This window comes from Mycobacterium sp., from assembly GCF_035499775.1.
Taxonomy (GTDB): Bacteria; Actinomycetota; Actinomycetes; order Mycobacteriales; family Mycobacteriaceae; genus Mycobacterium.
The window spans coordinates 1-13037 of record NZ_DATJYB010000089.1; the positions used below are offsets into that span (position 1 = coordinate 1).

At 66.1% G+C, this 13037-nt stretch carries 13 protein-coding genes and 1 pseudogene; 7 read left to right on the forward strand and 7 right to left on the reverse strand.

Annotated elements, in window-relative coordinates; genetic code table 11:
• From VML93_RS05545 to VML93_RS05555, 3 genes are all read left to right on the forward strand, one after another.
• A partial coding sequence (locus tag VML93_RS05545; protein WP_325608497.1) for a hypothetical protein occupies positions 1–452 on the forward strand: 452 nt, incomplete at its 5' end.
• A 19-nt stretch (positions 453–471) separates the two neighbouring features.
• Positions 472–1419, forward strand: a complete 948-nt coding sequence (locus VML93_RS05550; RefSeq protein ID WP_325608499.1) for a phosphatidylinositol-specific phospholipase C — start codon at positions 472–474, stop codon at positions 1417–1419.
• A 125-nt stretch (positions 1420–1544) separates the two neighbouring features.
• Positions 1545–2213: a response regulator transcription factor gene (locus tag VML93_RS05555; protein ID WP_325608501.1), complete on the forward strand. Its 669-nt coding sequence runs from the start codon at positions 1545–1547 to the stop codon at positions 2211–2213.
• Here VML93_RS05555 and VML93_RS05560 read toward each other — a convergent pair.
• Both VML93_RS05560 and VML93_RS05565 read right to left on the reverse strand, forming a co-directional pair.
• Entirely contained in the window at positions 2202–3626 is a 1425-nt protein-coding gene (locus VML93_RS05560; protein ID WP_325608503.1) for a HAMP domain-containing sensor histidine kinase, read from the reverse strand. The two genes, VML93_RS05555 and VML93_RS05560, sit on opposite strands and share 12 nt — an antisense overlap.
• An 82-nt stretch (positions 3627–3708) precedes the next feature.
• The gene (locus tag VML93_RS05565; protein ID WP_325608504.1) at positions 3709–4356 is read right to left on the reverse strand and encodes a DedA family protein; all 648 of its coding nucleotides are present in this window, start codon (positions 4354–4356) and stop codon (positions 3709–3711) included.
• Between the two features lie 176 nt (positions 4357–4532).
• On the opposite strand from VML93_RS05565, the gene VML93_RS05570 reads away from it, so the two are divergent.
• Positions 4533–5315, forward strand: a complete 783-nt coding sequence (locus VML93_RS05570) for an SDR family oxidoreductase (RefSeq protein WP_325608506.1) — start codon at positions 4533–4535, stop codon at positions 5313–5315.
• 222 nt (positions 5316–5537) lie between these two features.
• Positions 5538–5735, forward strand: coding sequence for a long chain fatty acid-CoA synthetase Faa4p (locus VML93_RS05575; protein WP_325608520.1), 198 nt, complete (start codon positions 5538–5540; stop codon positions 5733–5735).
• Between the two features lie 40 nt (positions 5736–5775).
• On the opposite strand, the gene VML93_RS05580 is transcribed toward VML93_RS05575, so the two are convergent.
• Positions 5776–8223 carry a glycogen/starch/alpha-glucan phosphorylase gene (locus VML93_RS05580; protein ID WP_325608522.1) on the reverse strand — a complete coding sequence of 816 codons (2448 nt, stop codon included), beginning with the start codon at positions 8221–8223 and terminating at the stop codon, positions 5776–5778.
• A 371-nt stretch (positions 8224–8594) separates the two neighbouring features.
• Between VML93_RS05580 and VML93_RS05585 the strand changes: the two are divergent.
• Positions 8595–8822: pseudogene (locus tag VML93_RS05585) on the forward strand (PPE domain-containing protein); the annotation flags it as partial.
• 43 nt (positions 8823–8865) lie between these two features.
• Positions 8866–9228: a hypothetical protein gene (locus VML93_RS05590; protein WP_325608510.1), complete on the forward strand. Its 363-nt coding sequence runs from the start codon at positions 8866–8868 to the stop codon at positions 9226–9228.
• A gap of 30 nt (positions 9229–9258) precedes the next feature.
• On the opposite strand, the gene VML93_RS05595 is transcribed toward VML93_RS05590, so the two are convergent.
• The 4 genes from VML93_RS05595 to VML93_RS05610 all read right to left on the reverse strand — a co-directional run.
• Complete coding sequence (locus tag VML93_RS05595; protein WP_325608512.1) at positions 9259–10251, reverse strand: ATP-binding cassette domain-containing protein; 993 nt, start codon at positions 10249–10251, stop codon at positions 9259–9261.
• A gap of 3 nt (positions 10252–10254) precedes the next feature.
• On the reverse strand, positions 10255–11304 hold the full coding sequence (locus VML93_RS05600) for an ABC transporter permease (protein WP_325608514.1): 1050 nt from the start codon (positions 11302–11304) through the stop codon (positions 10255–10257).
• Positions 11305–11419: 115 nt separating this feature from the next.
• Positions 11420–12244, reverse strand: a complete 825-nt coding sequence (locus VML93_RS05605; protein WP_325608516.1) for a helix-turn-helix transcriptional regulator — start codon at positions 12242–12244, stop codon at positions 11420–11422.
• The coding region (locus VML93_RS05610; RefSeq protein WP_325608518.1) for a helix-turn-helix transcriptional regulator at positions 12241–13037 on the reverse strand (797 nt) is incomplete at its 5' end. The genes VML93_RS05610 and VML93_RS05605, both read right to left, overlap by 4 nt.

Here is a 13037-nt window from a genome sequence, read left to right on the forward strand (position 1 = left end):
TGACAGCGGATGCACCCGAGTTGCTTGCCGGCCATCAGCCCATCCCGCTGCCGCCTCCGGCATCGCCGGTCAACTATCGCCGTGTCCTGCGTGCGGTGCGTGCGACCGTCGACCCGGCAGCGGCCGCGCTCGTCGCCGAAAGCGCGGCGGGGGTGCGGATCACGCTGTTCGATGACGTGTCGGTGCTCGCCGAACACGAGTACCGGGAGCCGTCGCTCGACCAGGCCGATCGAATGAGATGGTTCGGGCACGATGGGGCGAACCGGGGCAACAGCAAGATCATGCTGGACGTCCCCGCCGCGCTGGCGGACCCGACGCGAATTGACGTGTACGGGGCGGTCGTCGTAGCGAACCGGTTGTTCGGGATCGATCCGGCCAGCCCGCTGCAGCCGGACGCGCCGGCGGGCGCGGTGATCGTGCGCGAGTACGAACCACATCCGCAGCCACGCTGACCGCTGAGGAAGGCGACGGGTGACCATAAGGCGACGAACTGTGCTGTGCGCCGCGGCGCTGGCTCCGGCCGCGATGCTGGCACGACCGTTGGTGGCGCGCGCCGACGAACAATCGATCGACCTGCCGCGCTGGATGGCACGGCTGGCCGACGACGCGCCGCTGAGCGGCATCACCATCCCCGGCACGCACGACTCCGGAGCACGCTTCGGTGGTGTGGCGCCGGTAGTCGATTTCGTTACCGCGCTGTGGGTGCAGTGCCAGAACTGGACCGTCACGCAGCAGCTGAACGCCGGGGTCCGGTTCCTCGACGTGCGCTGCCACGCCGAACCGGACGGGACGCTGCGTATCCATCACATGTTCGTCGACGAGCAGCTCTCGTTGACCGATGTGCTGCGCGAGTGCGTGGCGTTCCTCGCGGCGAACCCGACCGAGGCGTTGCTGATGCGGGTGCAGCAGGAGGCGTCCACGATGCCCGAGCCGCAGTTCGTGGCGGCATTCGAGCGGCATGTGCGTGAGGCCGATGCCGACGACCGGATATACCGCGCCCCGGCGATTCCGCAGCTGCGACTGGTTCGCGGCCGAATTGTGCTGATGCCCAACAAGTTACCCAGCCTAGGAGGGATCAGCTGGACCGGCCCGCTGGTGTCCATCGAGGACGACTGGGACATGGGTTACCTCGCGCCCGCAGAGGCAGTCGAACGCAAATGGCGTTCCGTCGTCGCGTCGCTGGACGCGGCCTCGGCAAGCACCGACAAGATCACGATCAGCTTCGTGTCGGCCAACGGCGCGGTGGTGCCGCCGCGGTTGCTCACCGACATCCTGAATCCTCGATTGCAGCGGGAGGCGGCCCGCCGCCAGGGCGACGCACAGGTGGGCCGCAGCCTGGGTGTCGTGCTCGTCGACTTCGTCGACGGGGCCGCCGGCGCTGTGCAGCAGCTGGCGTCGTGCAATCGCTTTGCCGGCTAGGTCCGATCGGGTGGTTGGCCACGCGATGGGATAGTCGGCGCCGAGTTTCAGCGTCTTCTCAGCGCGATATCGGCATGGTGGAAAGCTTGAGTGCGCCATACCGCACTGAACCGAGGGGTGGCACCGTGAGGGTATTGCTCGTCGAAGACGAGGAACGACTGTCGTCGATGGTGGCGATGGGCCTGCGCGCTGAAGGCTTCGTCGTGGTCACCGCCGCTACCGGTGACGATGGCCTGTACGAGGCGACAGAGCACCAGTTCGACGTGATCGTCCTGGACATCATGCTGCCCGGCCGCAGCGGCTACGAAGTTCTCCGCCGGCTGCGCAGCGCTGCGGTGTGGACTCCGGTGCTCATGCTGACCGCCAAGGACGGCGAATATGACCAGACCGACGCATTCGACCTGGGTGCGGACGATTACCTGACCAAGCCGTTCTCGTTCAAGATTCTGGTGGCGCGGCTGCGGGCGCTGATGCGTCGCGGCGCGCCGGAACGCCCCGTCGTTCTCACCGCGGGCACGCTGTCGCTGGATCCGTCCCGGCGCCTGGTGACCCGCGACGACACGGCGATCTCCTTGACCGCGCGTGAGTTCGGTGTTTTGGAGTACTTGATGCGCAACAAGGACAGCGTGCTCACCAAATCCGACATCCTGGCCAACGTGTGGGACGTGAATTACGGCGGGCCGGAGAATGTGGTGGAAGTCTACGTCGGCTACCTACGGCGCAAGATCGATATCCCGTTCGGTACCAACAGTATTGAGACGATCCGGGGTGTCGGATACCGGCTATTGCCCTGACGGCACGGTGACGGTGATGTGGGCGCCTCCACCCGGCCGGTCACCGATCGTGATGCTGCCGCGGTATGCGCGGATGATTTCGGCGACGATGGCCAGTCCCAGGCCGCTGCCTCCGCCCTTGCGTGACCGGTCGGTGTCGAGGCGGACGAAGCGGTCGAAGACACGACTGCGCTCCGCCGCGGGTATGCCCGGTCCGTCGTCGGCGATGACGAATGTGGTGTTGCCGTCGGCGCGATGCACCGACAGCTCGATCTGCGACACCGCGTGGCGGGCGGCGTTGTCGACAAGATTGCGCACCATCCGCGCCAGGGCCGTCTCGTCACCGAGCGCCAGAATGTGCTCGTCGATGTCGGTGTAGACGGCCAGCGTGGTGTCACGGCGCAGCCGCGCCGCCTGCGTCTCGACGATGTCTGACATGTCTGAAAGGCCCACCTCAGCGGTGGGCAGCGCCAAACCCTTCTCGTCGGCACGGGCCAGCAACAGCAAATCCTCCACCAGCACTTTCATCCGATGCGCCTCGGGCAGCAAGGTGCCGGTCGCCATCTCGATGTCGAGGAGCTCGGGGTGGGATTCGACGACCTCGAGCGCGTAGATGATGGTCGTCAGCGGGCTGCGCAATTCGTGGGAGGCATCACCGACGAACCGGCGCTGCGCCAGGTTGCCCGCCTCGACGCGCTCCAGCATCGCATTCATCGTGTCGGCCAAGGCCGCGATCTCGTCACCGCTCGCGGGCACCGGAACACGCTCGGACAGGTCCGAAGCAGAGATCTCCGCCACCCGGGTGCGGATCGCATCCACCGACCGCAACGAGCGTTTGACCAGCGTAAAGCTGACGTAGGCGGCCGCAGCGATCACCAGTGGCGACACCCCCACCAGCAGAATCGCCACGGTCCGAACCGTTGCCTCGGCGGCTTCGCTGGCGCCGCCGACCACGACGGTGTACGTGCCACCGGGGCTCACCACCCTCTGACCGCTCAACCGCATGTCATCGCCCGGTGAAGCATCGTCGGGCAGGCCGACCGTGATTGCGGACCCGAATAGTCCAACGGGTACCAGGGCCGTGGCCGGCGCCCCCGACGATCGGCGCACCACGTGTCCGTCGGCGTCGAGGATCTGCACCGCCACCACACGCTGGTTCGTCGTCATCAGGCTCTCGTCGAGCCGGGTGACGTTTTCCAGGCGCAACGCGGCCACGATCTCGGTGACTCGGGCACCCGTGGCGTCGTCGACGCCGGACATCAGCAGTTGACTCAGCAAGATCAGTAGACCCGCGATGGCCAGCGCGAGTGCGGCCAGCACCACTGCCGCGGACACCACCGCTGCGCGGGTGGCGATGCCCCAGTAGCGCGGACTGGCTCTGTGCCAGCGCCCCCAGCGCCAGCCCGGTGCCCGCGCGCCTTCGTCACGGTTCATCACTGTCGGACTGTAGGACCCCGGGCCGGCACATCGCCAGCGAAGACGGTCGCCGCGATCCTGCCGCGGTGGCGACCCGGCATCAGCGCTTCGACAGCATGCGGTCGGAAATGTCTGTGCCCGAAAGGATTTCGTCGTTCATCCGGTTTCGGTGGGCAGCCAGATAGACCAGCGCCGCTCCGCCGGCGAGACACGCAACAGCGACCACATAGCTGGGGCCCCGCATCGCCTCTTCGAGCGACCGCCAGTTTGCGCCCACGACGTAGCCGGCGACCGCGAGCGCACCGGTCCACGGCAGACATCCGGCGACGGTGTACAGGCCGAATCGGATCGGGGGCATCTGGGCGATGCCGGCGGGCAGCGAAATGAAGGTGCGGATGGCGGGCAGCAGTCGGGCCCAGAACACCGAGGACGTCCCGCGGCGCAGGAACCATCGTTGAGCACGCTCGACATCCCGCGGCCGAAGCCAGGCGTAACGGCCCCAACGACGCAACGCGGACTGGCCCCAACGCCGTCCGGCCCACCACGCCAGGTAACTTCCCGCGACATTGCCCAGGGTGCCCGAGATGATGACCGCGGCAAGAGTGGGATGCGATCCGGCGACCGCGCCGGTGGAAATTGCGCCGCCGAGCAGCATGGTGACCTCGGACGGGACGGGCAGACATGCTGATTCGGCCGCCATCAATACGAATATCGCGAACAGTCCGTAGCTGACAATGAAATGCTGCACGGTCCAACGCCTTTCTGAGCGGTTCTGTCCCCACTCTGCCGATGAGGCGCTGAGAACACGCTGAAAGCGCGGCTACGACGGGCGCGTCGAACGTGGGGGATATGCATGCGTTTTGATCGGCGATCCGTCCCCGGCGCCCGCGCTCGGCGCGTGACGGCGTGCAAACATGACTTACCGTGACTACCTACCGCAGCCCGTTCCGAGCCGATCTTCTGCAGGGAAAGGTGGCCGTGGTCACCGGCGGCGCGACTGGTCTGGGCCTGGAGATCGCCCGGGTACTGGGCGCTCACGGCGCTCGCGTCGCCATCTGCAGCCGCAAGGAACCCAATCTTCAGGAAGCGGTTGCAGCCTTGCAGGACAAGGGGATTGAGGCCAGCTACGGCGTCTGCGACGTCCGCCGCCACGACGAGGTCACCGCGGTCCTGGAGGAAGTCCTGCGAACGTACGGTCGGCTCGACGTCGTGGTCAACAACGCTGCCGGGAACTTCCCCGTCCCGATCAGCGACCTCAGCCCCAACGGATTCAAAGCCGTCGTCGACATCGACCTGCTGGGCACATTCAATGTGTCGAAGGCAGCGTACGACCTGTGGCTGCGCGAGCACGGGGGTGCCGTGGTAAACATCAGCGCGGCGATCCAGTACCGCGGCATGGCCAAGCAGGCGCACGTGGTGTCGGCCAAGGCCGGCGTCGACGCGCTGAGCCGTACCTGCGCGATCGAGTGGGGACCCGACGGGGTCCGGGTGAATGCCGTTGCGCCCGGCGCGATGTCGGGCACCGAGGGAGTCAAGCGAATCGCCGGCGACAACCAGCAGCGGACCACCCAGAACCCGCTGCGGCGTCCCGGTTCGACTACCGAGGTCGCCGAAACGGTGTTATTCCTGGCCAGCGATGCGGCGTCCTACGTCACGGGAGCAACGCTGGTGGTCGATGGCGGCGGGTGGTTGACCGCCGGCGGTTAGCGGGTCTCGGGGCACTCGGTCAAGGTGCTGGTCACGGGGGCTTTGCGGCGCCGCCGACCGGTCGCACGTCCGGCCGGCTTCGGGCAAATTAGGTTTTGGCCTCGAGTAGCAGTATTCTTGCCCGCGGTTCGTAATCGACTCAGGAACAGACCTATGCCTTCGCAGCGCCCAGGATCATTGCGTAGCCCTCGTACCCAGCGTCTTGTTGGACGCGTGAATTACCTGACCGTCGGCCAGTGCTTCGACATCGAAGTCACTCGCGATACGGACGGTTGGACGATCCGGATTCCCGAGGTCGGCGGGACCGCCCGCGCCAGCCGTCGGGCCGCGGTGGAACTGGCGGCGCGGAAATGCATCGCCCTCCGGACCGGGATCCCGATCGGTTATGTCGCCGTGCATGTCACAAGCGAGATCGGTTAGCGCCGAATAGCCTTCGCCCCCGGGCAGTCGGTCGAGCAGCTCACATCTTCACGGTGAGCGGCCAGACGTTCCAGATGTCGTCGCAGTACTCGGCGATGGCGCGGTCCGACGAAAACTTCCCGCTGCGCGCGGTGTTGAGGATGGACATCTTCGTCCACGACTCCCCGTCCAGCCACGCGGCGCTGACCCGGTCCTGGCATTGCACGTAGGACGCGTAGTCGGCGCACACCAGGAATGGATCGTCGTAGCGGAGGTTGTCCACCAGCGGCCGGAACACCTCGGTGTCGCCGTGCGAGAACGTCCCGCCGGCAATCAGGTCCAGGACCGTGCTTAGCTCCTCGTTCCCAGCTTGGGGGCCGTCGATGTAATCGGCCGGGCGGTACCCCTTGGCCTTCAGCTCCTCGACCTCCTCCACGGTCAGGCCGAACAGGAAGAAGTTCTCGGCTCCGACCTCCTCGCGCATCTCGACGTTGGCGCCGTCGAGCGTGCCGATGGTCAGGGCGCCGTTGATCATGAACTTCATGTTCCCGGTGCCCGAGGCCTCCTTGCCCGCGGTAGAGATCTGCTCGGACAGGTTGGCGGCCGGGTAAATCATGTGTGCGTTCTGCACGTTGAAATTCGGCACGAACGCCACCTTGATGAACTTGTTGACATCCGGGTCGGCGTTGACCGTCTCCCCGACCGAGTTGATCAGCTTGATGATCCGCTTGGCGAGGAAATATCCGGGAGCGGCCTTACCGCCAAAGATGAAGGCCCGCTGCGGAATCGACAGTCCCGGGTTCTGCTTGAGCCGGTGGTAGAGCGCGACGATGTGCAGTACGTTGAGGTGCTGGCGCTTGTACTCGTGGATGCGCTTGACCTGGACGTCGAACATCCAGTTGGGGTTCAGCTCCACGCCGGCCGCCTGCTGGATGTACTTGGCGAGGCGCGCCTTGTTGCTGCGCTTCACGTCGCGCCACTGCGCACGGAACGAGGCATCCTCAACGAACGGCTCCAGCCGGCGCAGCCGCCCCAGTTCGGTGAGCCAGCCCTCACCGACGGTGCGGTCCAGCAGTTCCCGCAGCCCGGGGTTGGACAGCGCGAGGAAGCGCCGTGGCGTCACACCGTTGGTCTTGTTGCTGAACCGCTCCGGCCACAGCTCGTAGAAGTCTTTGAGCACACTGGCTTTCAGCAGTTCCGAATGCAGCGCGGCGACACCGTTTATGGCGTGGCTGCCGACGGTCGCCAGATGCGCCATCCGGACGTTCTTACCGCCGTCCTCACCGATCAGCGACATCCGGCGGACCCGGTCCTCGTCGCCGGGAAAGCGGGCGCGGACCTCGTCGAGGAACCGCCCATTGATCTCGTAGATGATCTCGAGGTGACGGGGCAGCGACTCGGCGAACATCTCCAGCGGCCATTTCTCCAGCGCTTCGGGCAGCAGGGTGTGGTTGGTGTAGCCGAACGTCGCGACCGTGATGTCCCACGCCTCGTCCCACTGCAGGTCGCGCTCGTCGACCAGCAGCCGCATCAGCTCGGCGACCCCGATCGACGGATGGGTGTCGTTGAGCTGCAAGGCGAACCGCTGGGGGAGTTCCTTAACCGACAGGTCGGCTAGATCATCAATGATGTGCAGCACATGCTGCAGCGAGCAGGACACGAAGAAGTACTGCTGGAGCAGACGCAGCCGCTTGCCCGCCTCCGGCTCGTCATTGGGGTACAGCACCTTGGTGACGGTCTCCGAGGTGACCTCGTCCTCGACGGCTTTGTAGTAGTCGCCGGTATTGAAGGCTTCCAGCGCGAACGAATCGACGGCCCGCGCGCTCCACAACGTCAGCACGTTGCAGGTGTTGACGCCGTAGCCCTGGATGGGCGTGTCGTAGGCGGTGCCCTTCAGCAGCCGTCCCGGCACCCATCGGGAGCGGTCATGGCCGGTGTCGTCGGTGTAGTGCTCCGCGTAGCCGCCCCACTTGACGAGGTAGGTGACGTCGGGTTTGTGGATCTCCCAAGGGTTTCCGTTGTCGAGCCAGTTGTCGGTCTTCTCGACCTGCCAGCCGTCGTGGATCTCCTGGTCGAAGATGCCGAACTCGTAGCGGATGCCGTAGCCGATCGCCGGACGCTCCAGGGTGGCCAGCGAGTCCAGGTAGCAGGCGGCGAGCCTGCCGAGGCCACCGTTGCCCAGCCCCGGTTCCTCCTCGCACGCAAGGACCGTGTCGAGGTTCTGGCCCATCGCCGTCAGCGCCTCCCGGGCCGCCCGCTCCAGCCCGAGGTTCAGCAGGTTGTTGCCCAACTGCGGGCCCATCAGGAATTCGGCCGACAGGTAGCAGGTCACCTTGCGGCCGAGATCGAGCGAGGTCTGCGTCGACACCACCCGGCGGTCCTGCATCCGGTCCCGCACGGCCAGCGCGAGCGCCCGGTAGTAGTGCTCGGGCCGGCGGGCGGCGGCCGGACGGCCGATCGAGTAGCGCAGGTGGTCGTTGATCGCCCGCTGTAGCGCAGCCGCCTGCATCCCGGTGCGGGTCGGCTCGACCAGGTCGGCCCGCACGGAACCGGTGCCGGATATTCCGTCGGAGGGCGTCTGATCGACATCGGTCATGGTGTGTCCTATTCCCTAGAGATGCGGGCGGCGCTGCACCGGTGTGCCCGCCGCGCAGGCCGTCAGTCTGTCAGCGATGTTTGCACATCAGGCGCGCAATTGCCGTCCGCCATGTGAACGTAACCTCACGTACAAGTGACGATACGGCGTTCGACGGCCTTTTCGCTCTGGATCCCGTTGAGCCGCCCTCGGAAACGGTCGGATCGCTGTAATGTCCCCTGGGCAGCGCTATCGGGGGGCGATGCGGTGGGCGAATCTGGGCTTGCTGGGAAGGGATGCCCGTCATGAGTTTCCTTGTGCTGCCACCGGAGATCAATTCGGCGCAGATGTTTTCGGGCCTGGGTTCGGGGCCGATGCTGGCCGCCGCGGCGGCCTGGGAGGGCCTGGCCGACGAGCTGGGTTCGGCGGCGGACTCGTTCGGCGCGGTGACCTCGGGATTGGTCGGGGGACCGTGGCAGGGTAGCGCGGCGGCGGCGATGGCCGGCGCGGCAGCGCCGTATGCGGGATGGCTTCACCAATACCGGCCTGTTCAACTCCGGCAACACCAACACCGGTTTGTGGAACTCGGGCGCCGCAGACACGGGCATCGGCGGTACGGCCAGCCATAGCGGCAACTCTGGGTTCGGCAACTCTGGCACGGGTAACTCCGGCTTCTTCAACTCCAGCAGCACCGGCACCGACGTCGGCTTCTTCAACAGCGGTGACAGCGGCTTGCTGGTCGGCTTCTTCAACTCCGGCGACCACGACATCGGCCTGATGAACTCCGGCTACTACAACACGGGCTTCTTCAACCAGGGCGAACACAGCTCGGGCGTGGGCAATTCCGGCGCGGACAACAACTCGGGTTTCGGTAACTCGGGCGGCTCGAACTCGGGTGGATTCAACACGGGCACCGGTCTTTCCGGATTCTTCCGCTAGATCCTGGACACCCTCTACCGCGAAACCCTGCTAATCCATGACCGGCTCGCGGCCCCCGATGGGGCCCGCTGGGGCGGTGATGCCGAAGCGTGCCCGGAACTCCGGGACGCTGTAGCCGACCACCGCGGCGTCGGTGCGGGCACGCACCGTTGCCGAGCGCTGCAAGCCGAACACCGGCCCGATCTCGCCGAAGTAGTCGCCGGCCTTGGCAACTCGGAGAACTTCCTGGCCACCGCCGACGCGTTGACGGATCACCTCGACCTCGCCCTCGGAGACGACGTAGATCAGATCCGCTACCGCACCTTGGCTGAACAGCACGTTTCCTGCGCCGAGCCGGATCGCTTCGTGCGCACGGTTCACCAGGACGGCCGTCGGCGCCATCTCGATCACGCGATCAGCGAGAGGCAACAGCCGGGCGTCATGGGTGGCCACGACGACCACGCGCTCACCCGAGGCGAGGCCGCGAATCAGCCCGAGCATCTCCTCGACCTGGAGGTAGTCCAGATGTGCGGTCGGTTCGTCAGCAAGAATCAGCGGCGGATCGAGAGCGATCGCACGGGCCACGGCAACGCGTTGTTGTTGGCCGCCGCTGAGGTCGCCGGGACGGTGGGTCATCCTGTCCTGCAGACCGACCCGGGTCAGCAGCTCCTCGGCGCGCTCGCGTGCCGCCCGGCGCGACTCTCCGGCCGCGCGTAGTGGCACCAGCACGTTCTCGAGCGCCGTCAGGCTCGGCACCAGGTTGAATGCCTGGAAGACGATGCCGACGGTGTGGCGCCGGTATTCCGTCATCGCGCGGCGGCCGAGCCTGGTCACTTCCACGTCACCGACCCTGATGCTGCCGGCAGTCGGTGTCAGCAGGCCGCCGAGGCACGACAGCAATGTCGTTTTTCCGCAGCCGGACGGGCCGAGCAGGATGCTCAGCGAGCCTGCGTTGAGTTCCAGGTTCAGGCCGTTGAGAGGGCGAACGGTGTTGTCGCCGTTGGGGTATTCGACGACGAGCTGTTGGATGCTGAGATCGGGCATGGTTCAGGGACCTCCAAATGCGAGTGCGGGATCGACGGTCGCAGCCCGTCGGACTGCGGTGGCGCTGGCCAGCAGACCGACCCCTACGGCGATCGCAGCCAGCAGCGGGTAGGCCGACGTGGGCACAATGACGTCCATCGGGAACAGGGGTCCGAGTAGGCGTGACAGCCCTGCACCGAAAGCGGCGGCAAGCAGCGCGACGATAATCGCCTGCAGCACCAGCCCGGCCAGAATTGATCGGGTGGCGACGCCGATCGCCTTGAATACCGCGAAATCACGCATGCGTTCCAGCGCGGACAGGTAGACGACGCCTCCCACGATCAACGCCGCAACGATCCAGAGCAGGACAGCCACGATCGTGATCGCCTGGACCGCGACCCGGGTCGGCCGCATCAGATCGTCGACCGCGACTGTCCGGCTGACAATCCGGAATCCTTTGGGCGCCTGGGTAAGTGAGCCCTGAATCCCGATCGATGAGATCAGCGGCTGCCCGCCGTACACCAGTTGTTGCACGCCTTCGGTGGTCAGGAAGAAGTTGGGTGTCTTGGCCAGCGCGGTGGAATTCTCCACGATGCCGACGATCTGCAGACGGCGCGGACCGACGTCCAGCTGCTCGCCGATGCCGTGGCCGATGGTGCTCGATACCGCCATCTCGTCGGGGCTGGACGGCGCCCGGCCCGCAGACATGGCCGGCATACCCGGACCGTCTGTCGGTGCGCCGAACACGGACGCGTCGCGCGTCACGTCGCCGTCTTTGAACGTCGCCCCCTTGTAGGTGAGGGGAGCCGCGGCCACGACGCCCGGGGCGCCGGCGACCATTCGCAGTTCTGCCTGCGAGAACGGTGCGGAACCCAGGAAGGGCCCGTTCGCGCCGGATTTGATCAAGAACATGTCGACGCCAAGGGAATCGACGGTGCGCTCATCCTCCATCCGAAACCCGTTCGCGAGGCCGGTGAGGACGAGCGTCATCGCGAACACCAGGCCCGTGACGACGATCGCGATCGCGAAACGCCATTCGCGCCACTGCATGTCACGCAATGCGGTGAAAAGCATGATCGCATCCCCTTGGTCGATGGTGCGTGCCGTACGTCCACCATGAGGGCGCCGGCCATCGGCTGGGGATGCCGTGCTTATCCCGGGTACTGGCGGGGACAGGATCCGATCGGGATCAGGAGTCCGACAGGGACCGCAGCTTCTCCAGCGCTCTGGCGGAGTCGCTGCCCGGCTCGGCACGATAGATGAGCACATGCTGCCCGACGGCGTTTGGAACATGCGGGACGATGAGCTGGTTTGGGCTCAGATAGAGATCGCCGACTTGCGGATGACGCATGTGCAAGACTCCCAACCGGTAGCCCACATTCGCACACGCCCACGCTTCGCGGAAACGTGGGCTGGCGGCGGACAATTCGCCAATCAACGCCTGCATACGGGGATCGTCCGGCACTGCCCCGGCAAGTTCCCGTAAGCCACCCACCGCGGCGTCGGTCGCGTCCTCCCAGTTGACGTAAAGCTCTCGGGCGGCAGGGTCCAGAAGACGCCAGCGCAGGAAGTTTTGTCCCGGTGCGAACCCCGGTGACAGCGCCTGGGCGACCGGATTTGCGGCCAGGATGTCCTGGTACCTGCTCGCCACGATTGCCGGCAACGGCAACTGATCAATCAGCTCGTCCAGCCCCTCGGCCGGTGCGTCCAGAACGCACTGATCCCAGTGGCTGATGATCGGGTTGGCCAGATGATGCAAATATTTCGTGGCCTTGATGTCCAGCCGCAGTGTCCGTGCCAGCGCCTCGACAACCTGAGCCGACGGATTCTTGTCGCGGCCCACCTCGAGGCGCAGGTAGTACTCGGCGCTGATGCCGGCCAGCATGGCCAGTTCCTCTCGGCGCAATCCCGCGACGCGTCGGCGCGTGCCGGGCATCAGTCCGACATCTTCGGGCCGCACCTGCTGGCGCCGCGCGCGCAGGTAATCGCCCAGCGCATTGGCTTTCTGCGTCATCTAAGGGACCGCAGCTTCTCGAGCGCTCGTGCGGAGTCGCTGCCCGGCTCGGCGCGATACATGATCACGTGATCGCCGCCGGGATAGGGAGCGTTGAGCCGGTGCGTATAGAGGTGAAGGTCGCCGACCTGCGGATGACGGATGTGGCGGACTATCAGGTGGTAACCGACTTCCGTGCCGCCGCACCAGAGTTCGCGGAAACGTGCGCTGGCCGCGGACAGTTCAGCTGTTAACGACCCCAGCCGCGGATCGTCCGGATTCGTGCTGGCCAGCTCACGTAGACCACTCACCACACTGGCGGTCACCTCGTCCCAATCAGGGTAGAGCTCCCGGGCGGCCGGGTCTAAAAGGCGCCAGCGCAGGAGGTTCTGGCCCGGTGTGAATTCTGGTGACAGGGCGCGGGCAGGCGAATTTGCCGCCAAGACGTCTTCGTATCTGTTGGCCACCAAGGCCGGCAGCAAAAACTCGTCGACCAATTCGGCCAATCCGTAGGCCCGTGCCTTGTCTGGATCGGTGTTCGATTCGGTCGGGTTGGCCAGGTTGTGCAGATGCTGCGCGCCCTTGGCGTCAAGCTGCAGGACCCTCGCGAGCGCATCAAGAACCTGAGCCGACGGATGCTTGTCGCGGCCCACCTCGAGGCGCAGGTAATACTCGGCGCTGATACCCGCCAGCATGGCCAGCTCCTCGCGGCGCAAACCCGGAACACGGCGGCGCACGCCAGGAGCCAACCCGCAATCCTCGGGCCGCACCTGCTGGCGCCGCGCGCGCAGGTAATCGCCCAGCGCGTTGGCAT